The following is a 22,869-nucleotide window of genomic DNA, read 5'->3' as shown; positions in this document are numbered from 1 at the left end:
GAATGATCCGGATCGAGGAGGGGCGGCCTTGGCCCCTCGGAGCCGCATGGGATGGGCGGGGGGTGAACTTCGCCCTGTTCTCCGCCCATGCCTCGGCTGTCGATCTGTGCCTGTTCGACTCCACCGGCCGGCGCGAGACCCGCCGCATCCGCATGCCGGCGCGCACCGACCAGGTCTTTCATGCCTACGTCGCGGGCCTTCGGCCGGGCCAGCTTTACGGCTACCGCGTCCACGGCCGCTATGAGCCGGCCGCCGGTCACAGGTTCAACCCCAACAAGCTCTTGCTCGACCCTTACGCGCGTCTCCTGTCCGGGCGCATTCGCTGGCACGACGCCCTGTTCGGCTACCGCATGGGCGCCCACCGCGGCGACCTCACCATGGACCGGCGCGACAGCGCTCCCATGATGCCGAAATGCGTGGTGGAGGACCCGGCCTACACCTGGGGCGACGATCGCCCGCCCCGCCGTCCGATGCGGGACAGCTTCATCTACGAGGCCCACGTCAAGGGCCTGAGCCAGCTCCATCCCGACATCCCCATGGCGATGCGGGGCACCTACGACGCCCTCGCGCATCCCGCGATCGTCGAGCACCTGCTAAAGCTCGGCGTCACCGCGGTCGAGCTTTTGCCGATCCACGCCTACTCGGACGACCGCTTCCTGGTCGAGAAGGGGCTGAAGAATTACTGGGGTTATTCGACGCTGGGCTATTTCGCGCCGGACCCGCGCTACCTGAGCGAGGACGGCGTCCACGGCCTCAAGGCTGCGATCGCCACGCTCCATGCGGCCGGCATCGAGGTCATCCTGGACGTCGTCTACAACCACACGGCCGAGGGCAACCAGTTCGGGCCCACCCTGTCGTGGCGCGGCATCGACAACGCGAGCTACTACAAGCTCGTCCCCGACAACCCGCGGTTCTACTGGGACGCGACCGGTACGGGAAACACGCTCGACCTCGGCCATCCGCGCGTGATGCAGATGGTGATGGACAGTCTGCGCCACTGGGTGCAGGCCTACCGCATCGATGGCTTCCGCTTCGATCTCGCCACCACGCTGGCGCGCGACAGCTTCGATTTCTGGGAGCGGGCTGGCTTCCTCCGGGCCGTGAACCAGGACCCTGTCCTGAGCCGCGTCAAGCTGATCGCGGAACCCTGGGACCTGGGCGACGCCGGCTACCGCCTCGGCGGGTTCCCGCCGGGCTGGTCCGAGTGGAACGACCGCTTCCGCGACGTGATCCGTTCCTACTGGCGCGGCGACGAGGGCCGCCTGCCCGAGCTGGCCCGCGTCATCATGGGCTCCCGTGAGATCTTCGAGCACGAGGGCCGGCAGCCCTGGACCTCCATCCACTTCGTCTGCTCGCACGACGGTTTCACGCTGGAGGACCTCGTCAGCTACAACGAGCGCCACAACCAGGCCAACGGCGAGAACGGCCAGGACGGCCACCCGCACAACCTGTCCTGGAACTGCGGCGTGGAGGGGCCGACGGAGGATCCGGAGGTCCTGGCCTTGAGGGCGCGGCAGAAGCGCAACCTGCTCGCCACCGTGATGATGTCGATCGGCACGCCCATGCTGCTGATGGGCGACGAGCTCTCCCGCACCCAGGGCGGGAACAACAACCCCTATTGCCAGGACAACGAGACCAGCTGGTTCGACTGGCAGGCCGGCTGGACGGCGGACCCTGACCTGCCCGCCTTCGTGCAGGCGCTCGCCGGTTTCCGTCGCCGCCATCGCGCCCTGCGGCCGGACGCCTTTCCGAGCGGCGCCATGAACCGCGAGACGGGGCTCCGCGACGTGCACTGGCTCACCCCCGAAGGTCGGGAGATGACCCGCGCCGATTGGGCCGACCCGGCGCGCAAGGCGCTGGGCGTCCAGATGGGAAACTCCCATCCGTCGGAGCGTTTGCTGCTGTTGTTTAACGCCGGCGAAGAAGACGTGCGGTTCCGCCTGACGCCGCACCTGCGCGGCGGGCGGTGGGTCAAGGTTTTCGGCACGGAGCTCCCGGACGGCGTCGTCCGTGGAGCCGCCCCCATCCTGGAGCCGGGTGGCGTTTACGAGCTGGAGGCCCGCTCCTTCGCGATTTTCCTGCATTCCCCGAGCCCGGATGCGCAGCAGGGCCCAGGGGCCGTCATCCCCGAGGAGGTCCAGTGAGCGGACAAGCCCGCGCCCCCAAGGGCCACGACGCAGATATCGCCGAACTCGCGCGCCTGGTCGGCATCGCGGAATCCTACGCGGACGCCTACGGCAATCCCGCTGATGTCCCGGAGGCGACGCGTCGTGGCTTACTCGAGGCCCTGGGTCTTCCGACAGCCTCGCCGGATCAGGCCCGGGAAAGCCTGGCGCACGCGCGCGCCTTGCGTAGGGGACCCATCCCTCCGCTAGTGGTCGCGCCCGCGGGTCGCGCTTGGCGCCTTCATGCGCGAGGCGAACTGCCCGGGGCCACCTGGACGCTCGCCCTGGAGGACGGCTCGGCCCGTGAAGGCAAGCTGGGCGATGCGCTCATGCCCGCCCTGCCAGCCGGCTATCACCGGCTGGAAGTTCGCGGAACGGGCGGACTGCACATCTCGTCCACGGTGGTCGCCGCCCCTGAGCGTTGCTGGGCGCCGGAGCCCTTGAGAAAAGGGGAGCGCTGGTGGGGCGTCACCGCCCAGCTCTATGGGCTGCGATCGGGCCGGGACGCGGGCGTTGGGGATTACACCGCGGCTGGGGAGCTGGCCGCCGGCGCGGCCAAGCGCGGGGCGTCGTTTTTGGGCCTCAGCCCCGTGCATGCCTTGTTCGCGTCAGACCGCTCCAAGATTTCCCCTTATTCCCCGTCCTCCCGGCTGTTCCTGGAGACGCTCTACATCAACCCGGAAGACGTATCGCCGCCTAAGAAGCCGGGGCGCGTCGCGGCCCCGAAAGCAGGCGCGTCTCCTCTCAAGGGGCTCGTCGACTACGAGCAGGCCTGGGCCGAACGCCGCGTCGCCCTCGACGCCCTCTGGAACGGTGGCGAAGGTTGGCTCAAGGACCGCGAGTTCGCTCGCTTCCGCCAGGACGGCGGGCATCTTCTTGAGGCCCACGCCACCTTCGAGGCGCTTTCTGAGCACTTCAAGGCCCACGGCCTGCTCTGGTCAGGCGAATGGCCCGGAGAACTGCACGATTGCCGATCCGAGGCGGTTCGAGCCTTCCGAGCCGAGAACGAAGGCCGGGTGGCCTTTCACGCCTGGCTGCAATGGCTGGCCGATCGACAGCTGGGCGACGCGGCGGCCGCCGCCCGAGACGCAGGCATGGCGCTGGGGCTCTACCGCGACTTGGCGGTGGGTCCGGACCGCTTCGGCTCGGAGGTCTGGTCCGCGCCGGACCGCTACATCCCCGCATACGCGGTGGGAGCCCCGCCGGACCTGCTGGGTCCCCAGGGCCAGAACTGGGGACTGCCGGCCTTCAATCCGGTCACCCTGGCCGAGCAGGGCCTCGCCGGCTTCCGCTCGCTCGTGGCCGCCAATGCGCGCCATGCGGGCGCCATCCGCATCGACCACGCCTTCCAGCTCGCCCGGCTGTTTCTGATTCCGCCGGGCGGGACAGCCGCGGAAGGCGCGTACCTGGAGTATCCCTTCGAGGCGCTGTTGGCGGCGCTGCGCATCGAGAGCCACAGGGCGCAGTGCCTCGTCATCGCCGAGGATCTGGGCACCGCCCCCGAGGGATTTTCCGAAGCGATCATGGCATCCGGCGTGCTCAGCTATCGGGTCTTCTTCTTCGAGGAGGACGAGACGGGGTTCAAGCCGCCGCAGGCCTATCCGCAGCCCGCGATGGCGGCGCTGTCCACTCACGATCTGCCGACCTTCGCGGGATGGTGGCGCGGCCTCGACGTCGACCTGCGCGAAACCTTCGGCATCTATGACGCCGCCCGGGCCGAGAACGACCGCCAGGAGCGGCTTCAGGAACGCAAGCGGTTTTCCGAGGCGCTGGCCCGGGAAGGCCTGCTCCCGGAAGGCGGACCGCCCGCTCGGCCGCCCCTGGGCGCGGCCTGCCGCTTTCTTGCCCGGACCCCCTCGGCCTTGGCTGCCCTGCAGGTCGAGGACGTCGCCCTGGAGATGAACCAGGCCAACATGCCTGGACTGGTTGGCGGACATCCCAACTGGCGCCGGCGTTCCACGCTCACCGTGGGCGAGCTCGTCGCGGAGGACGGCGCCTTGGCCGAACTCGGGCGCGCCATGGCTCAGGAAGGAAGAGGCCAGGGGCTCGGCGCCGCGCAGGCCATTCCCCGGGCGACCTACCGCTTCCAGTTCCACGCCGGCTTCACGTTCGACGACGCGCTCAAGGTCTTGCCCGACCTGGTCCAACTCGGCGTCAGCCACGTCTACGCCTCGCCGATCCAGAACGCGCGTCCCGGCTCGACCCACGGCTACGACATCGTCGACCACGGCCAGATCAACCCCGAGTTGGGCGGCGAGGCGGCCTTCCTGCGCTTCTCGGACGCGCTGCGGCGGAGCGGCCTGGGCCTCGTTGTCGACATCGTTCCGAACCACATGGGGATCGGAAAGGACAACCCGCTCTGGCGTTCCATGCTGGCCTGGGGCCGAATGTCCCCCGGCGCGCAGGCCTTCGACGTCGACTGGGATCGGCCCGGGGCGGACGGCAAGGTCCTGTTGCCCTTGCTTGGCCAAGGGTACGGGGCCGCGCTGGAATCGGGCGAGCTCGCGCTCGTCTGGGACGCCGCTCGGGGCGGCTTCGGCGTGGCCTACTACGACGAGTTCCTGCCGATCTCTCCGCTCACCTGGCCGGTGGTTCTGGAGGCTGGCGCAAGCTCGTTGAAGGCGGGGTCGGCCGAGCGTGCAGCTCTTCTGGGCGTCCTGGATGGCCTCCGCACTCTGAGTCGCGAGGCGCGCGAAGGGGAGCAGGTCTACGAACGCGCGGCCTTGCTGGCCGGTGGCTTCGTATCCAGGGCGGAGGGGTCGCGCCCCATGCGCAGGGCCGTCGACCAGGCCTTGGCCGCCTTCAACGGCTCGCCGGGGGAGCCTGCCTCTTACGAGGCGCTGCACCGGCTCCTGGAGGAACAGAACTGGCGCCTGGCCGAGTGGCGGCTCGCCGCCAGCGACCTCAATTACCGCCGGTTCTTCGACGTGAATGCCTTGGCGGGGCTTCGGGTCGAGATCCCGGCGGTTTTCGACCGGGCGCACGCCCTGCTTCTCCGTTTCGTGCGCGAGGGCCGCATCCAGGGCCTGCGGATCGATCACATCGATGGTTTGTCCGACCCGGAGGCTTATCTGGGGCGATTGCGCCGCGCAGTCGGGCCGGGCGTCTACATCGTGGCTGAGAAGATCCTGGAGCCGGGCGAAGAGCTTCGGCCATGGCCGCTCTCTGGAACGACAGGCTACGACGTGATGGGCCTGCTCGATGGCGTATTCCTGGACCCCGCCGCGGAGGCCTCCCTGGACTCGCTCTATGCGCAGGTCCGGGCCGACCCACGCCCACCGGGCGAGCAGCTCTACTCGGCGAAGCTGGAGCTGCTGGAGACGAGCTTCGCGAGCGAGCGCGAAGCCATCGTGTCGGACCTTGCCGCCGTCGCCCGCTGCGGACGAGACACCCGCGACCTGGTTCCTGCGCGCCTGCGGCCCGCGGTCAGCGCCATGGTGGCCGCCTTTCCGGTCTACCGGACCTACCTCTCGGATGCGGTGGCGCCGCCCGGCCAGGATGGCTGGAACCCGGAGGACGTCGCTCTTCTGGATCAGGTGCTCGAGGAAACGGGCGCCCGCCTGGGGTCGGCCGGCGGCGAAGCCTGCGCGTTCATCAGAGCCGTGCTGCTCGATGATGGGCCTGTCGCGCGTCGTTCTCCGGAGCTCGCCGCTCGCGCGCGCCGGCGTTTCCAGCAACTCACCGGGCCCGTGATGGCCAAGGGCCTCGAAGACACCCTGTTCTACCGCCATGTCCGGCTGCTCGCGCTCAACGAGGTCGGCGGAGACCCCGCCAGTTTCGGGGTGGGTCTCGAGAAGTTCCACGCCGCAATGGGCGAGCGCGCCCGAGACTGGCCGCACGCCATGACGGGCACGGCCACTCACGACACCAAGCGGGGCGAGGACGCCCGTTCCCGCCTGCTGGCCCTGGCCGAGGAGCACCAGGCGTGGGCCGACGCGTTCGCCGAGACCGAGCGCCTCACATCCGATCTGATGGGCGGCGGCGCGCCGGACGCCAACGACAGGTGGATGCTGCTCCAGTCGATCCTGGGCGCCTGGCCGGTGGAGTTGCTGGAGCAGGACGACCGCAAGCAGCTCACGAGCTTCCGGGAACGACTGGAGCGATACGCCGAGAAGGCGCTGCGGGAGTCCAAGCGTCGCTCGAGCTGGATCGACCCCGACCTTGAGTACGAAGCCAAGGCCAAGGCCTGGCTCGGCTCTGTCGTGGCGCCGAAGAGCCCTGCGCTGGCGGCCCTGCGTCCGCTCGCACAGCGGCTCGCCCGACGCGGAGCCTTGATCAGCCTGGCCCGCACCGCTCTCAAATGCTGCGTTCCGGGCGTTCCCGATTTCTACCAGGGAACGGACTTCTGGGACCTGTCGCTTGTGGATCCGGACAATCGCCGCCCGGTGGACTACCGCGCCCGCGCCAAGGCGCTCGCTCGGCCAGAGCCCCTCCGCGATTTGCTGGAAGACTGGCCCGATGGCCGGGTGAAGCAGGCCCTCATTCGCGCCCTGCTGGCCGACCGCGCCGCCGCCCCGGATCTCTATGCCTCGGGCGACTACGAAGCCATCACTGCCGAGGGGCCCCAGGCCGATCACGTTCTCGCCTTCGGGCGCGCCAATGATGGCGAACGGCTGGTTCTGGCGGTGCAGCGCCTCACCGGTCTCCTTCTCGGACCTGGCGAACTGACGCCTCGCCGGGCCGCCTGGGCGGGCACGAGCCTGGTCCTGCCCGAGGCCAAATGGCGCGACGTGATCTCCGGCGAGCCTCTCCAGACCTCGGGCAAGCCGATTCCCGTCGCGGAACTCTTCTCCCGCTTCCCCATTGCACTGCTGAGAGCTTCCCCATGACGCCGCCCCGCAGCCAGACGCGATCCTCTGCCCCCCGCGCCGTCCGTTCCCCGCGCGCCGAAGCGGGCTCGCCCCCGCGTGGCGAGGGGAGGGTGATCATCGAGGGCGTCGCGCCCGAGATCGACGCCGGCGCCGCCCCGGCCAAGCGTGTCGTCGGCGACCTGTTCACCGTCGAAGCGGACATTTTCACGGACGGACACGAGGTCGTCAGGGCTGAGGTGCTCTACCGACCGGCGGACGAGGCCCGCTGGCGGCGGGCGCCGATGGCCTTCGTCGAGAACGACCGCTGGGCCGGATCCTTCATTCTCGATCGCAACACGCGCTGGCTCTACACGATCGAGGGCTGGCGCGATCCCTACGCGTCGTGGTCCCGCGACGTCACCAAGAAGCGCGACGCCGGCCAGGACATCGGGCTGGAGTTGTCCGAGGGCGAGTCCATGCTGCGCTCGCTCGAAGCCGACGGGCCGGACGCCGAGGTGAAGGCGCGGATCCTCTTCCGCCTCGACCAACTGCCCTATCGCGATCCGTCCCGCCTCGACGTCCTGCTCGCGGACGAGACCGAGGACCTGATGCAGCGCCTGGGTGAGCGGGCCAACCTGTCCCGGTACCCGCGGACCCTGACCGTGGTCGCCGATCGAACAGCGGCGCGCTTCTCGGCCTGGTACGAACTGTTTCCACGATCCCAGTCCGACGATCCGGTCAGGCACGGGACCTTCGACGACGTGATCCGCAAGCTGCCATATGTGCGCGACCTCGGGTTCGACGTCCTGTACTTCACGCCGATCCACCCGATCGGCCGCACGAACCGCAAGGGCCGCAACAACGCCCTGAAAGCCGGCCCCAACGACCCCGGCAGCGTTTACGCCATCGGCGCGGACGAGGGCGGGCACACCGCCATCCATCCGGAGCTCGGCACGCTGGATGACTTTGACCGACTGGTCGCGGCCGCCCGCGGGCATGGGCTGGAGATCGCCCTCGACTTCGCCGTGCAGTGCTCTCCCGACCACCCCTGGATCAAGGAGCATCCCGAGTGGTTCGAGTGGCGCCCCGACGGCACCATCCGCTTCGCCGAGAACCCGCCCAAGAAGTACGAGGACATCGTCAACGTCCATTTCTACGGCGAGTCCTTTCCGGACCTCTGGTACGCCCTGCGTGACGCCTTCCTGTTCTGGGTCGAGCACGGCGTGAAGATCTTCCGCGTGGACAATCCGCACACGAAGCCGATCCCCTTCTGGGAGTGGATGATCCGCGACATCAACGAGCGACACCCGGACGTGCTCTTCCTGGCGGAGGCCTTCACTCGGCCGAAGATGATGAAGAAGCTGGCGAAAATCGGCTTCCAGCAGTCCTATACATACTTCACGTGGCGCAACGACAAGACGGAGATCCAGGACTACGCGCTCGAGCTCGCGGGCGAGATGGGTGAGTACTACCGCCCGAACTTTTTCGTGAACACGCCGGACATCAACCCCTATTACCTGCAGACCAGCGGCCGGCCTGGGTTCATCGTGCGCGCGACTCTCGCCGCCACGCTGTCGAGCGTCTGGGGCATGTACAACGGCTTCGAGGTCTGCGATGCGGCCCCAATCCCCGGCAAGGAAGAGTACCTCGACAGCGAGAAATACGAGATCAAGGCCTGGGACCTCGACCAGCCCTGGCACATCAAGGATCACATCCGCGCGCTGAACCGGATCAGGCGCGAGTACGCCGCGCTGCAGGACTTCCGTAACGTCACCTTCCTCAACGCCTGGAACGACAACGTCCTGGCCTACGCAAAGTGGGCTCCGGACCGGTCCGAGTGCGTGTTCTGCCTGGTCAATCTCGACCCGCACCATCGGCAGGATTGCGCCTACGAGATCCCCTTGTGGGAGTTCGGCCTGCCGGACCATGGCGCGCTGGACGTCGAGGACCTGCTGCTCGGCTATCGCTTCACGCTGCACGGCAAGACGCACCAGATCGCGCTGGATCCGAACGACCGCTCGGTCGCGATCTGGCGGTTGAGGAAGCAGGGCTGAGAGGGGGCGGGATGCTCGAACGCAATGATCCTCAGTGGTACAAGGACGCCATCATCTACCAGGTCCACGTGAAGTCGTTCTTCGACGCCAATGACGACGGCGTCGGCGACTTCGAGGGCCTGACGAAGCGCCTCGACTACATCAAGGACCTCGGCGTCACGGCCATCTGGCTGATGCCGTTCTACCCGTCGCCGCTCAAGGACGACGGCTACGACATCTCCGAATACCGGGACATCAATCCGTCCTACGGGACGATGCGGGATTTCCGTCGCTTCGTCCGCGCCGCGCACGATCGTGGGCTGCGGGTGATTACCGAACTCGTCATCAACCACACCTCGGACCAGCACCCTTGGTTCCAGCGCGCCCGCCGCGCGCGTCCAGGCTCCGCCGCGCGCGACTTCTACGTCTGGTCCGACACCGATCGGAAATACGTCGATACGCGCATCATCTTCCTCGACACGGAGCAGTCGAACTGGACGTGGGATCCAGTCGCCAAGGCCTATTACTGGCACCGCTTCTACAGCCACCAGCCCGACCTGAACTTCGACAATCCCCGCGTCCTGGAGGCGGTGATCGACGTCATGCGCTTCTGGCTGGACATGGGGGTGGACGGCCTGCGCCTGGATGCGATCCCCTACCTGATCGAGCGCGACGGCACGAACTGCGAGAACCTTCCAGAGACCCACGCCGTCATCAAGAAGATCCGCGCCGCCCTCGACGAGAGCTATCCCGACCGCATGCTGCTGGCCGAGGCCAACCAGTGGCCGGAGGAGACAGCGCAGTACTTCGGCGAGGGCGACGAATGCCACATGGCGTTCCACTTCCCGCTGATGCCGCGCATGTACATGGCCATCGCGCAGGAGGACCGGCACCCCGTCACCGACATCATGCGCCAGACCCCGGAGATCCCGGAGAATGCGCAGTGGGCCATCTTTCTGCGCAACCACGACGAGCTCACGCTCGAAATGGTGACCGACCAGGAGCGCGACTACCTCTGGAGCTTCTACGCCTCCGACCGCCGCGCCCGCATCAACCTGGGGATCAGGCGCCGGCTCGCGCCGCTTCTGGAGAACGACCGACGCAAGATCGAGCTGATGAACTCGTTGCTGCTGTCGATGCCCGGCACGCCGGTCCTCTACTACGGCGACGAGATCGCCATGGGCGACAACATCTATCTCGGCGACCGCGACGGCGTGCGCACGCCCATGCAATGGTCGCCGGATCGCAACGGCGGCTTCAGCCGCGCTGATCCCGCCCGCCTGTTCCTGCCCGCCATCCAGGATCCGCTGCATGGCTTCCAGGCGGTGAACGTGGAGGCGCAACTCGGCGCCCAGGCGAGCCTGCTGAACTGGACACGCCGGCTGATTGCGGTGCGCCGCGGCCGAAAGGTGTTCGGGCGCGGCACGCTGCGTTTTCTGTATCCGTCGAACCGGAAGGTGCTGGCCTATCTGCGCGAGTACGGCGACGAGAAGATCCTGTGCGTGGTGAACATCTCGCGCGCCCCGCAGGCGGTCGAGCTCGACATGGCCGAATTCCGGGGTGCGACTCCGGTCGAGATGACCGCAGGATCCGTGTTTCCGCCGATTGGCGACCTGCCGTATCTGCTCACGCTCCCGGCCTATGGCTATTACTGGTTCGAACTGCGGCCTCAGGTGGTGGCGGCCGAGACCCGCTTCGGACCCAAGCCCCAGCCTGAGCTGTTCACCCTCGTCCTGACCGGCAGGGCGGACAGCGTGCTGGAGGGCCGCGAAAGAGCGGCCTTTGAACGCACGGTCGCGCCCTCCTTCCTTCCAGGCCGGCGCTGGTTCGCCGGAAAGGGACGAAAGATCGCCCATGTCGGCGTGAAGGAGCACGCCCTTCTGGAGGCCGGGGGCCGCAGCTATCTGCTTCCGCGGCTCGTGGTCGACCTGAACGGTGGCGAAACCCAGGAATACTTCACGCCGCTCGCGGTCCAGGAGGGCAGGGAGGACGAAGGCCTGCTCGGCTACGCCGTTGCGAAGGTGCGCCGGGGGCCTCGCACGGGCCTTATGGTCGACGCCGACGCCGCGCCTGACTTCGCCCTGGCCATGGTCCAGGCCATGCAAAGGGGTGAAACGCTGCGAACCACGGCAGGCGCCGAGATCCGTTTCACCGGCGCGCCGGCGCTTGCGTCCGAGCACGGCCTGGAGAAGCTCGAAATCCGCCGACTTGGCGCCGAGCAGAGCAACTCCTCGGTCGCGTTCGACGACCGGCTGCTGTTGAAGATCTATCGCCGCATCCAGCCGGGCGTACACCCGGAAGTCGAGGTCGCGCGCTTCCTCACGGAGCAGGCCGGCTTCGAGGCCACGCCGTCTTATCTTGGTTCGGTCGAAGCCGTCGCGCCGGACGGCGCGAGGACTTCCCTGGCCATCCTCCAGCGATTTGTCCGCAACCAGGGCGACGCCTGGAGCTGGACGGTGAATGCGCTGTCGCGCGAGTTCGAGAACCTTGCTCTCGTGTCGCCGGATCTCGCCGACCCCGTCGATGAAACCTTCGCGGCCTACATGCCATACGCACGCATCCTGGGCCGCCGCACGGCCGAGATGCATCGCGCCTTCGCGATCGAAACGGCCGACCCCGACTTTGCGGCGGAGCCGCTGAGCGCCGAGGACGTCGGCATGGTCTGCGAGGATGCGCGCAGGCTCGCAGACAAGGCCTTCGACAGCATGGCCCGCGCCGTGCCCGCCAACGACCAGGCCGCGGCGGCCCTCGGCGCCCTGCGCGAACGGCGCCAGGACGTGTTCGACTTCATCGACCGGCTCGCGCGCGAGCCGGTCGCCGCGGTGAAGACACGGGTCCACGGCGACTATCACCTCGGTCAGGTGCTGATCGTGCGCGATGACGTGCTGATCGTCGACTTCGAGGGCGAACCCAGCCGCCCGGTGCACGAGCGGCGGATGAAGTCCTCGCCGTTGCGCGATGTCGCCGGCATGCTTCGCTCCTTTGCCTACGCGGTCGAGACTGCGCTGCGCCACGTGCGCAACCGCCTGCCGGACGGGGCAGGAAGGGCCGAGTCGGCGGGCCGCGACGTGCTCACGCTCGTCGAACGCGTGTTCCTCGCCGCCTATGCCGAGGTAGCGCAGGGAAGTCGCGCCTGGGTGGGCGACGACGCGACCCGCACGGCTTTGCTCCGGCTGCAACTCCTGTCGAAGGCGCTCTACGAGATTGGCTACGAGGCGGACAACCGGCCCGACTGGATCGACATTCCGGTTCGCGGCGTTCTCGACATCCTGGACGGAGAGGTGGTGCGCTGATGGCTGGCCGGAACACGACGGGCAAGGGCGAAGGCAAGGCGCCTGCGCACCGTGCAGGCGCAACCGAGAATAGGCCCGCTGCCGCTCCTGAAGGCCGGGATCTGGCTCCCGAGGCCATCGCCGCCATTGCGCATGCCCAGCACGGGGATCCGTTCTCGGTCCTGGGCCCGCACGAGGTGGCGCCGGGGGTGTGGGAGGTTCGCGCCATGCTGCCGCGCGCGTTGCGCGTATGGGTCGTAGGGCTCGACGGTCAGACCGAACTCGCGGCCATGCAGCGCCGGCACCCCGCAGGCTTCTTCACCGGCCGGTTCGAGTCGGGAGGACGCCCCGGTTACCGGCTGCGGGTCGAGACGGCGGACGACTCGTCCGTCATCTACGATCCCTATTCCTTCATGGCGATCCTCACCGACGAGGAACTCGCCCACCTCGCCGACGCGGGCAGCGACACGGTGTACCGCGCCCTCGGCGCCCATCGCCGCCGATACGGGCAGGCTGAGGGCTTCGCCGTCGCGGTCTGGGCGCCAAATGCCAGCCGGGTCAGCATCGTGGGCGATTTCAACAACTGGGACGGCCGATGCCATCCCATGCGATTGCGCCATCGCGCCGGGATCTGGGAGTTGTTCCTGCCGGAGGTTCCCGCGGGCTCCCGCTACAAGTTCGAAGTGCGCGCCCGCAACGGGGGCCTCCTCCCGCTCAAGGCGGATCCGGTCGCGTTCCAGGCCGAGCGACCTCCGGCGACCGCCTCGCTCCTGCATGGCGAACCTGAGGCGTCCTGGTCGGACGCGCACTGGATGACGACCCGCGGGGAAGGGGATCCGCGCTTCAAGCCCATATCGATCTACGAGTGCCACCTGGGGTCGTGGGCCCGCATTCCCGAGGAGGGAAACCGCTTCCTCACCTATCGTGAGATGGCCGAACGGCTGGTCCCCTATGTCCGCGACATGGGTTTTACCCATATCGAGCTGCTGCCCATCACGGAGTTCCCCTTCGACGGGTCCTGGGGCTACCAGCCGGTCTCGCTCTTCGCCCCGACCAGCCGTTTCGGAACCCCTGAAGACTTCGCGTTCTTCGTCAATGCCGCGCACGAGGCCGGACTGGGCATCCTGCTCGACTGGGTGCCGGCCCATTTCCCCAACGACCCACACGGATTGGGCGGATTCGACGGCACGCAGCTGTACGAGCACGCCGACCCGCGCCAGGGATTCCACCAGGATTGGGGCACATACATCTACAATTTCGGCCGGGCCGAGGTGCAGTCGTTCCTCGTGGCCAACGCCCGGTTCTGGCTGGAGCGCTACCACCTCGACGGCCTGCGCGTCGACGCGGTCGCCTCGATGCTCTACCTCGATTATTCCCGCAAGGCGGGAGAGTGGGTGCCCAACCGCTACGGCGGCAATGAAAACCTCGAGGCCATCGATTTTCTGCGGCGCATGAACGAGACCGCCTACTCCGTCGCGCCGGGCGTGATGACGATCGCCGAGGAGTCCACGGCTTGGCCGGGCGTCTCTCATCCCACCTACACCGGCGGCCTGGGCTTCGGCTTCAAATGGAACATGGGCTGGATGCACGACACGCTCCGCTACATGTCCAAGGAGCCCATCCACCGGCGCTACCACCACCACGACCTGACCTTCGGCCTGCTCTACGCCTTCACCGAGAATTTCGTGCTGCCCCTCAGCCACGACGAGGTGGTGCACGGCAAGGGATCGCTGCTGGGCAAGATGCCTGGCGATCGCTGGCAGCGCTTCGCCAACCTGCGCGCCTATTTCGGATTCATGTGGGGCCACCCAGGCAAGAAGCTCCTGTTCATGGGGGGCGAGTTCGCGCAGGAGCGGGAGTGGAACCACGACGCGAGCCTCGACTGGCACCTGTTGGCCGACCCTCTCCACCGCGGCGTTCAGGCGCTCGTCCGGGATCTCAACAGGGCGTACCGGCAAATTCCTGCGATGCACGAACTCGATTTCGAGGCGGCGGGCTTCGCCTGGCTCGTTGCGGACGACCGGGACAATTCGGTGCTCGCCTTTGCGCGCTTCGGACGGGACAGGGATCGTCCCGTGGTTGTGGTCTGCAACTTCACGCCGGTTCCCCGGGCTGGCTATCGCGTCGGCGTGCCGGCTGGCGGCTTCTGGCGCGAGGTGGTCAACACGGACGCAGACATGTACGGCGGCAGTGGGATGGGCAACCTGGGGGGGCTCGAAGCCGAGGAACAGGAGAGCCATGGACAGCCGCATTCGCTGGTGCTGACCTGCCCTCCGCTTGCCACCATCATCCTCCAGCGGCAGGCGTCATAAATCAAAAGTCGAAATGACTTAACGCATTTGTAAATACCATCAGCAATATTGCGTATTGGGTCTCCACAACCACCAATGGAGAAGCGATGCGCTCCCTTCGTTTGAAGACACTCAGCCTGCTTGCCTTCGGAGCTTTGGCGTTCGTCGGCGCCGCCGCAGGCGTGGCTACTTTGCTTGGCGTCCAACAGACGGAGCGCGCGGTCGAGCACATGCGGCAGATGACGACCGTCCTGCGAAACCAGACGCTCTCGGACATGCACCACGACGAACTAAAGGCCATCGTGTACGCGGCCCTGCATGACGGCGCGAAGGGCGCTTCGGCCGGCGAAACCAAAAAGGATCTCGAGAAGGCCATCGACGCGCTCGAAAAGGGCATCCGGGGCATCCCCGACACGGGCCTGTCCCCGGCGGTTTCGGCCTTGAAGCCTGAGCTGCTGAGGAATACGGAGGCCTACGGAGCCAAGGCGCGGGAGATCGTCCAGCTCGCCTTCACCAATCCCAGGGAAGCCGAGTCGCACCTAGGGAGTTTTTCGACCGCCTTCGAGGACTTAGCGGTCGGAATGGACAAGATGGGCGACCTGATCGAGGACGCCACGACGGAAGCGCAGAAATCCGCGCAGTCCTCTCAAGGTTTTCTCCAGATCGAAATCTTGGGCTCCGGCCTGCTGATTTCTCTCGCTCTCGGCGGGATATTCGCCTGGCTGCGCAGATCGGTGATAAACGGCGTCGTCGGGCTGCGCGATTCTCTCCAGCTGCCGGACGGCCAGGAGATCCTGGACGGCGTCGAGGTCAGGAACGGCGGCAACGAATTGGGCGATCTCGCCCGCGCCATCAAGAAGTTCCGAGCCGACGGAATCGAGGCCGAGCGCGTCCGGGCGGCCCTGGATACGGCTCCGCTCAACGTGCTTGCGGCCGACAACGACGGCACGATCGTCTACGCCAACGCGTCCGTGCTCAAGCTGATGCGCGATCACCTCGACGAGTTCCGCTTCATCGCTCCGGGCTTCGATCCTGATCGCGTGGTTGGCAGCAGCATCGACGTCTTCCATCGCGATTCCCGAAATGTCCGCAACGTGGTCGCGCGCCTCCAGGGCGTGCACCGGGCCCGCATCCCGGCCGCCAATCGGACCTTCGACATCGTGGTCAGTCCAGTCGTCAGCCGCAGCGGCGAGCGCATCGGAGCCATGCTCATCTGGGAAGACATGACCGCGGTTCTGGCTGCGGACCGCGAATTGTCCGACCTCGCAAATGCCGCGGCCGAGGGCGACTTCTCGAAACGCATCGCGATCGAGGACAAGCAGGGTTTCGCCAAGGACATGAGCTCGGGCCTGAACGCGCTGTCGTCCCGGGTTGAAACCGCGGTCAGCGAATTCGCGGCCGTGCTGGGCGCGGTCGCTGACGGCGACCTCACCGCCTCCGTGGACCAGCACTATCGTGGAGGCCTGGGCCAGCTGAGCGACAGCATCAACCGGACGATCGGGCGCCTCTCGGGGATGGTGGGCGACATCCAGCGCATGTCCCTGGAGGTGGCGGACGCATCCCGGGAGATCAGCTCCGGCGCGGACGACCTGTCCCGCCGGACGGAAGCCCAGGCGCACTCGCTGGAGCAGACCGCCTCCACGGTCGAGGAATTGGCCGCGAGCGTGAAGGCGAGCGCCGACGCGTCGATCCATGCGGCCAATATCGCCCAGCAGGCCCGGTCCGTGGCTCAGGAAGGCGGCGAGATCGTATCGCAGGCGGTGGACGCCATGGAGCGTATCGACCAGACGAGCCGCAAGATCTCGGAGATCACGACCGTGATCGACGACATTGCTTTCCAGACCAATCTGCTGGCGCTCAACGCCGCCGTGGAGGCCGCGCGCGCCGGAGAGGCCGGCAAGGGCTTCGCGGTGGTCGCCTCGGAGGTGCGCACCCTCGCCCAGCGCTCGAGCGAGGCGGCGAAGGACATCACCAACCTGATCGCCGCGTCGAGCGCGGAGGTCACAAGCGGCGTGAAGCTGGTGCGAGCCGCCGGCGATACGCTCGGGCGCATCGTGGACGCCTCCAACACCGTCGCGGCGAGCGTCGCCGAGATCTCGTCCGCCTCCCGTGAGCAGGCGACCGGCATCCAGGAGATCACGAAGGCGGTCGCCCAGCTGGATGAGATGACGCAGCAGAACGCCGCGCTGGCTGAGGAAAGCGCCGCGTCCTCCGGGCATCTCTCCGAGCAGATGCAGCGCCTGCGGGCGCTTGCGGAAGCCTTCCGGACCAAGGAGGGTGGCGCTGCGGCCCGCGAGACGGCCGCGCTTGCGCGTCCGACGGCTCGGCTGCCGACGCCCAAGTCCCAGCCGTCGACTGTTCCGAAGCTCGCGAAGGCGGTGGGAAGCCGCTGGGACGAGTTCTGATAAGCCAGGACGGCGCCTTAACGGCGCCGCTCAGATCTCGAAGAGCGCGTAGGGTTTCCCGGTCGGCTTCTCGATGGCGTAGGCCACGTTGAAGACCGGGATCCCCGCCGGCGTCCGCCCCTCGTACTTGCCGCGGTGCGCGTGGCCGTGCACGACGGTGGTCACCTTGAAGCGGTCGATCGTCTCGGCGAGGCGCGAGCAGCCCAGGAAGGGAAAGATCTCTTCCGGTTCTCCCTCCACGGTCTCCGCGATGGGCGCGTAGTGCAGCACCACCATGGCCCGCTTGCTGCGCACCTGCCGCAGGCCGTTTTCGAGCAGCATGGCCTCGTTCATCGCCTCCGCGACGAAATGCTTGGTCGCGCTTTCCCCGAATGAGCCGAGCATGCGCCGGCCGAACCCGCCGCCGTAACCCTTGACGCCGACGAAACCGACGCCGCCCACCTCGCAGGTTTGCCCTTCCAGGATCGTGACGCCGGCCTCGCGCAGGATGCGCTTCACCTCGTCCACGCTGCCGCACTCGTGGTCATGGTTTCCCAGGACGGCGATCACCGGGATGGAGCAGGCCTTCAGGTCCGCCGCCAGCAGTTCCGCCTCCTTCGGGCGGCCCAGGTCCGTGAGGTCGCCGGCCAGCACCAGCGCGTCGGCCGCCTTTGAGATCTCGGCGAAGAGATCGCGATAGGCCCCCGCGGAGGTTTCCTTGACATGGAGATCGCCGAGCGCCGCGACCCTGACGATGTCGCGGGCCGCGTCCTCATTCATTCCGCCATTCGCCTTCTCCTCCGACATCCGCGAAACCCCATTCCTTGACGTCGATCTCGTAGTCGATGCGCGAGAACATGCGGCCGCGGCACACCTTCATCTGTGGCGGCGGCAGCTGGCGCTGGTGGCCGAGCCGGTCCAGCAACTCGTCGATCAGCCATTTCGGGACCTTGTCCCGCTCGGTCGGATACACCCAGCGGAAGTTCAGGAGGTGAATCAGCAGCACCTCCCAGTGCACTTCCATGTGGGCGAGCAGCCGGCGCCAATCGATCTGGTCGTGCGCTCTGAGTATCGTGTGCGCCACGTCGGCCCCGTCATAGCGATGGCGCAACTGGATGAAGCACTTCGAGTAGACGAGCTCCGTCGGGCTCACGATGCGCACGGGCAGGCCCATCACCTCGATCTGCCGCGCGTCCTCGAACCACGCGTCCCCGATGGGCATGGTGCTGTTGGAGGATGCGAAGATCACATCGAAGAAATGCGGGCCCTTGTAGACCTTGCCAAGCCAGCGCTCGTCCTCGATCTCGACCGCGTAGCCGATGGACTGGAAGTGGGCCAGGATCCGCTGGTAGTCGCCGGCCTTGCAGAAGATGTCGAGGTCCTTCGTCGGCCGTGAGATCCCCGTATAGGCGCTGAGCGCGTAGGTGCCGGCGAGCAGGTAGGGCGTGCCGAGCTGCGTGAGCTCGGTCAGCGCCTCCACGTAGAAGGCCTCCGCCTCCGGGTGCTTCAGCACCGGCGTAGCCCTTGCGTCCATGGCCTGGACGCCTGCCTCGGGCGCGGGTGAAGTCTGCACTTTGGGATCCTGCGGCGTCGCCATGGCTTGTTCCGGTCACGGCGCTGGCCGGCCGCATCCAACAACACGCCCTCCCGCGCCACGGTTCCGCAGGCCACGGGCGTCGAGCCGGCGCTCGGCCGGGTTATCGCGCGGCCTCGATCAGCAGGCCCTCGTTGCCGCGCAGGGTGACCTTGCCGCCGATGCGCTCGCCCTCGCGGCCTCCGAGGCTGGACAGCAGCACGGCGCCGCCATGCAAATGTTCCGGAAGGCTCACCGAATGCTCCTCGCCCGTGAGGTTCAGCGCCACGATCGATTGCTCGTCCCCCGCTTCGCGGCGGTAGGCCAGCGCGGCATCGTCTGCGCAGATCGGGACGTAGCGTCCGACCATGAGCGACTTCCGCTCGCGCCGCAGCGCGATCAGCCGCCGCGTGAAGCTCAGGATGGAGTTCGGATCTTCCGCCATGGAGGCAACGTTGCGCGTCTCCCAGTCCTGGTTTAGCGGGAGCCACGGCTCGACGGTCGAAAAGCCTGCGAACGGCGTGCGGTCCCAAGGCATCGGCGTCCGTGATGGGTCGCGCCCGATGCCGATGCCGGGCTCGTTCTTCTCCCAGGGGTCTTGCACCCGATCGCGCGGGATGTGCACGGCGGGCAACCCGACCTCGTCGCCGTAGTACAGTGTCGGCGTCCCGCGCAGGGTCAGCAGCAACATGGCGGCGATGCGTGCCTGGGCCTGCCCGACCCTGGCCGCGATGCGCGGCTGGTCGTGGTTGCTGAGCACCCAGTTGGGCCATCCACCCTCGGGCAGCTTCTCCTCATATTCGCGCACCAGCGCCTCGATATCCCGGGCGCGCCAGGTCGCGTGGATAAGCTGGAAGTTGAAGGGGAGGTTTGCGCCCGTGAGGTCGGGACCGTAATAGGTCACCAGCCGCTCGATCGGCAGGTAGATCTCGCCGATGAGCACCCGGTCAGGATAGGCGTCCAGCACCTGGCGCATCTCGGCGATCACGCCGTAGATGTCCGGGTGGTCGGCCGAGTGGACCTGCAGCAGGCGGTTGATGTCCGGCTGCCCCGGCGCGTAGGCCGGGTTGGGCGGATTGTCCCGGAACTCCGGGTCCTTCATGAGGTGCCAGATCACGTCGACCCGGAAGCCGTCGACGCCGCGGTCGAGCCAGAAGCGCAGCGTGTCGAACATCGCCTGCCGCAATGCGGGATTCCGCCAATTCAGGTCCGGCTGCTGCTTCAGGAAGGCGTGGTAGTAGTACTGCCCCGTGGTCTCGTCGAACTCCCAGGCGCTGCCGCCGAAATTGCTGATCCAGTTGTTCGGAGGTCCGCCGTCCGGCCCGGGATCGCGCCAGATGTACCAGTCCCGCTTCGGGTTTGTCCGTGACGACCGGCTCTCCTTGAACCACGCATGCTGGTCGGACGTGTGGTTGGGTACGAAGTCGAGGATGAGCTTCAGGCCGCGCCGGTGCGCCTCGGCGATGAGCCGGTCGAACGCGCCGAGAGAGCCGAACAGCGGGTCGATGTCCGTGTAATTGGCGACGTCATAACCGCCGTCGCACATCGGCGAGGGATAGATGGGCGAGATCCAGAGCGCGTCGACGCCCAGCCAGACCAGGTGATCGAGTCTCTGGCGGATGCCCTCCAGGTCGCCCAGGCCGTCGCCGTTCGAGTCCTGAAAGGAGCGCGGATAGATCTGGTAGACGATCCCCCGCTTCCACCACGTCCGCTCCGGCATGCCCGTCCTCCTGGTGCGCGCAAGACCCCCTCCGCTGACGCGCGGCGCGGGGTCGGATGATTTGTCCTGCGTATCCGCCGAATGCCTCAGGCAGGCGACGGTTCCACCTGAAAAGGGCGGAACTGGACCTTTGCTGGCGGGTTCTCTGGCGACGCTGAAGCACGGCGCGAAGCCGGCAGGCTGGTCAGACGAGAGGCGGGCGATGGTGCAGGCGCAAACGGGGCGAGGCGCCGCGAGGCGGCGATATCCGATCGGAGCTGAACTGGTCGAAGGGGGCGTGAGCTTCAGGGTGTGGGCCCCGCGCGCCGAACGGGTCGACCTCGTCCTCGACGGTGAGGAACTGCGCCTCGAGCCTGAGCGCGACGGCTATCAAAGTCTCTTCGCGCCCGGCCTGGGCGCCGGCGCGACTTATAGGTTTCGCCTTGATGGCAAGGACGCCTACCCGGATCCTGCGTCACGCTTCCAGCCGGAAGGGCCGCACGGCCCTTCCGTGGTGATGGACTTCTCCGCGTACGAATGGCGCGACAGCGCGTGGGGCGGGGTCGAATTGGCCGGCCAGGTCATCTACGAGTTCCACGTTGGAACCTTCACGCCCGAGGGAACATGGGCGGCCGCCATGGGCAAGCTGCCCTTCCTGCGCGACATCGGGATCACCGTCCTCGAGATGATGCCGGTCAATGAATTCCCGGGCCGCTTCGGCTGGGGATACGACGGCGTCGACCTCTTTGCGCCGACCAGGCTCTACGGCGAACCGGATGACCTGCGCCGCTTCGTCGACGAGGCGCACCGGTTCGGCTTGGGCGTGATCCTGGACGTGGTCTACAACCACTTCGGTCCGGACGGCTGCTACCTGAACTGCTTCGGGCCCTACACGAGCGACAAGCACGCGAACGAATGGGGCGAGTCCGTCAATTTCGACGGGGAGGGCAGCGCCGGCGTTCGCGAATTCGTTGCCGCCAACGCGGCCTACTGGATCGACGAGTTCCATTTCGATGGCCTGCGCGTGGACGCCACCCAGGCGATCATGGACGACGGCGACGAGCACGTTCTCGCGGTCCTGGCCCAGTCCGCCCGCGAAGCCGCGCGGGGCCGCTCGGTGATCATCGTCGGAGAGAACGAACCGCAGCACGCCAGGCTGGTGCGGCCCCGCGACGCTGGAGGCTATGGGTTCGATGCGCTCTGGAACGACGACCTGCACCACTCGGCCACGGTCGCCCTGACCGGCCGGACGGAGGCCTACTTCAAGGATCACGAGGGCTCCCCGCAGGAGTTCGTGTCGGCCGCCAAGTACGGCTTTCTGTTTCAGGGCCAGGTTTATTCGTGGCAGGACCAGCGGCGCGGCAAGCCGGCCAGGGGCATGCGGTCCGAGCAGTTCGTCAATTTCCTGGAGAACCACGACCAGGTCGCCAACTGGGCGCCAGGCGATCGCCTTGCGCGCCGCGCCAGTCCGCAGAATGTGCGCGCCGCCACCGCCCTCATGCTGCTCCTGCCCGGCACTCCCATGCTGTTCCAGGGACAGGAATTCGGCTCCCGGCGACCCTTCGTGTATTTCGCCTCCCACAGCGGACAGCTTGCCGAACTCGTCCGCAACGGGCGGCGCGCCTTTCTCGACCAGTTCCAGAGCGTGGGCGAAGACGAAGCCGCGACGGCCCGCGACCCCGGATCCGAGGACGCTTTCCTCGCCTGCAAGCTCGACTGGACCGAGGCGGAACGGAACGGCGAGATCGTGGCCTTGCACCGCGACCTGCTCCGGCTGAGGCGGGAGGACCCGGTCTTCGTCGCCCAGGGGGGCCATGGCCTGGACGGGGCGGTGATCGGACCCGACGCCTTCCTGCTCCGGTTCTTCGCCGAAGAGGGAGATGACCGCCTGCTGCTGGTGAACTTCGGCCGCGACCTCGTGAAACCCTCCCTGGCCGAGCCGCTGGCGGCGCCGCCCGAGGGGCTGGTCTGGCGCCTGCTTTGGTCGAGCGAGGCGCCGGCCTATGGCGGGGCAGGAACGCCCCTTGTCGAGGGACCCGCCCAATGGCGCATCCCCGGCCAGGCCGCGGTCGTGCTGGCGCCCGGACCTGCAGAGCAGCCTCAGGGCTGAGGGCCGGCCTCCTTCACCACCATGGGAACCCCGGCCACGACGAACAGCACGCGGTCGGCCCTGGAGGCGAGCCGCTGGTGCAGGCGCCCCGCCTCGTCGCGGAAGCGCCTGGCGAGCTTGTTCTCCGGGACGATCCCGAGCCCGACCTCGTTGCTGACCAGCACCACCGGCGCCCGGTTGGCCTCAAGCGCGCGCTCGAGGTGCGCGGCGGCGGCGGGGATGTCGTGTTCGCCGAGAAGCAAGTTGGTGACCCAGAGCGTCAGGCAGTCCACCAGGATCGGGCCCGGGCTCTCGCGCCCAAGCTCTCGCAAGACCTGCGGCAGCTCGATCGGGGCTTCCACCGTGCTCCAGCCCTGGCCCCGGCGCTCCCGGTGCAGCGCGATGCGCTCCTCCATCTCCGCGTCGAACGCCTGTCCGGTGGCGACGTAGCGCCAGGGGCCGGCCTCGGCCGTGACGAGCGCCTCGGCGTGCCGGCTCTTGCCGGAGCGGGCGCCGCCAAGAATGAGGGTGAGGGCAGGGAGCGTCATGCCTCCTGCAAACCCTATCCGCCCC

At 67.7% G+C, this 22,869-nt stretch carries 10 protein-coding genes and 1 pseudogene; 7 read left to right on the top strand and 4 right to left on the bottom strand.

The window, feature by feature from the left end; translation table 11 throughout:
- Nucleotides 1–2 precede the first annotated feature (2 nt).
- From glgX to SLNSH_RS04780, 6 genes and pseudogenes are all read left to right on the top strand, one after another.
- The gene (glgX, locus tag SLNSH_RS04805) at nt 3–2,144 is read left to right on the top strand and encodes a glycogen debranching protein GlgX (protein WP_106335535.1); all 2,142 of its coding nucleotides are present in this window, start codon (nt 3–5) and stop codon (nt 2,142–2,144) included.
- Nucleotides 2,141–6,994 (top strand): malto-oligosyltrehalose synthase, encoded by a 4,854-nt coding sequence (gene treY, locus SLNSH_RS04800; RefSeq protein WP_245422052.1) that lies wholly within the window; start codon nt 2,141–2,143, stop codon nt 6,992–6,994. Before glgX ends, treY begins: the two co-directional genes overlap by 4 nt.
- 68 nt (nt 6,995–7,062) lie before the next feature.
- Nucleotides 7,063–9,009, top strand: a pseudogene (locus tag SLNSH_RS04795) (alpha-1,4-glucan--maltose-1-phosphate maltosyltransferase); the annotation flags it as partial.
- An 11-nt stretch (nt 9,010–9,020) separates the two neighbouring features.
- The gene (gene treS, locus SLNSH_RS04790; RefSeq protein WP_106335533.1) at nt 9,021–12,281 is read left to right on the top strand and encodes a maltose alpha-D-glucosyltransferase; all 3,261 of its coding nucleotides are present in this window, start codon (nt 9,021–9,023) and stop codon (nt 12,279–12,281) included.
- Entirely contained in the window at nt 12,281–14,572 is a 2,292-nt protein-coding gene (gene glgB, locus SLNSH_RS04785) for a 1,4-alpha-glucan branching protein GlgB (protein WP_106335532.1), read from the top strand. The genes treS and glgB overlap by 1 nt, the downstream gene beginning before the upstream one ends.
- An 86-nt stretch (nt 14,573–14,658) precedes the next feature.
- Nucleotides 14,659–16,956 (top strand): methyl-accepting chemotaxis protein, encoded by a 2,298-nt coding sequence (locus SLNSH_RS04780; RefSeq protein WP_106335531.1) that lies wholly within the window; start codon nt 14,659–14,661, stop codon nt 16,954–16,956.
- 30 nt (nt 16,957–16,986) lie between these two features.
- On the opposite strand, the gene SLNSH_RS04775 is transcribed toward SLNSH_RS04780, so the two are convergent.
- The 3 genes from SLNSH_RS04775 to SLNSH_RS04765 all read right to left on the bottom strand — a co-directional run bounded on the left by SLNSH_RS04775 (nt 16,987) and on the right by SLNSH_RS04765 (nt 20,228).
- The gene (locus SLNSH_RS04775) at nt 16,987–17,715 is read right to left on the bottom strand and encodes a metallophosphoesterase family protein (protein ID WP_106335530.1); all 729 of its coding nucleotides are present in this window, start codon (nt 17,713–17,715) and stop codon (nt 16,987–16,989) included.
- Complete coding sequence (locus SLNSH_RS04770; RefSeq protein WP_106335665.1) at nt 17,708–18,469, bottom strand: nucleotidyltransferase family protein; 762 nt, start codon at nt 18,467–18,469, stop codon at nt 17,708–17,710. Before SLNSH_RS04770 ends, SLNSH_RS04775 begins: the two co-directional genes overlap by 8 nt.
- 163 nt (nt 18,470–18,632) lie before the next feature.
- The gene (locus tag SLNSH_RS04765) at nt 18,633–20,228 is read right to left on the bottom strand and encodes an alpha-amylase family glycosyl hydrolase (RefSeq protein ID WP_106335529.1); all 1,596 of its coding nucleotides are present in this window, start codon (nt 20,226–20,228) and stop codon (nt 18,633–18,635) included.
- Here SLNSH_RS04765 and treZ point away from each other — a divergent pair.
- A complete protein-coding gene (gene treZ, locus SLNSH_RS04760) occupies nt 20,227–22,317 on the top strand; it encodes a malto-oligosyltrehalose trehalohydrolase (protein WP_342587855.1) in 2,091 nt (696 codons plus the stop codon). The two genes, SLNSH_RS04765 and treZ, sit on opposite strands and share 2 nt — an antisense overlap.
- Here the strand turns inward: treZ and cobU are convergent.
- On the bottom strand, nt 22,308–22,844 hold the full coding sequence (gene cobU / locus SLNSH_RS04755; protein ID WP_106335527.1) for a bifunctional adenosylcobinamide kinase/adenosylcobinamide-phosphate guanylyltransferase: 537 nt from the start codon (nt 22,842–22,844) through the stop codon (nt 22,308–22,310). The two genes, treZ and cobU, sit on opposite strands and share 10 nt — an antisense overlap.
- Nucleotides 22,845–22,869: the final 25 nt, after the last annotated feature.

Origin of the sequence: Alsobacter soli (assembly GCF_003004785.1) — a bacterium.
Taxonomy (GTDB): Bacteria; Pseudomonadota; Alphaproteobacteria; order Rhizobiales; family Beijerinckiaceae; genus Alsobacter; species Alsobacter soli.
Note: the sequence above shows the minus strand (reverse complement) of the source record. Positions and strands in the feature narration are given on the sequence as shown.

What these genes read in the sequence shown, in the direction of transcription:
- glgX (WP_106335535.1), top strand. Translation starts at nt 3, where the DNA reads ATGATCCGGATCGAGGAGGGGCGGCCTTGGCCCCTCGGAGCCGCATGG.
- treS (WP_106335533.1), top strand. Translation starts at nt 9,021, where the DNA reads ATGCTCGAACGCAATGATCCTCAGTGGTACAAGGACGCCATCATCTAC.
- glgB (WP_106335532.1), top strand. Translation starts at nt 12,281, where the DNA reads ATGGCTGGCCGGAACACGACGGGCAAGGGCGAAGGCAAGGCGCCTGCG.
- SLNSH_RS04780 (WP_106335531.1), top strand. Translation starts at nt 14,659, where the DNA reads ATGCGCTCCCTTCGTTTGAAGACACTCAGCCTGCTTGCCTTCGGAGCT.
- SLNSH_RS04775 (WP_106335530.1), bottom strand. Translation starts at nt 17,715, where the DNA reads ATGAATGAGGACGCGGCCCGCGACATCGTCAGGGTCGCGGCGCTCGGC.
- SLNSH_RS04770 (WP_106335665.1), bottom strand. Translation starts at nt 18,469, where the DNA reads ATGGACGCAAGGGCTACGCCGGTGCTGAAGCACCCGGAGGCGGAGGCC.
- treZ (WP_342587855.1), top strand. Translation starts at nt 20,227, where the DNA reads ATGCCCGTCCTCCTGGTGCGCGCAAGACCCCCTCCGCTGACGCGCGGC.
- SLNSH_RS04765 (WP_106335529.1), bottom strand. Translation starts at nt 20,228, where the DNA reads ATGCCGGAGCGGACGTGGTGGAAGCGGGGGATCGTCTACCAGATCTAT.
- cobU (WP_106335527.1), bottom strand. Translation starts at nt 22,844, where the DNA reads ATGACGCTCCCTGCCCTCACCCTCATTCTTGGCGGCGCCCGCTCCGGC.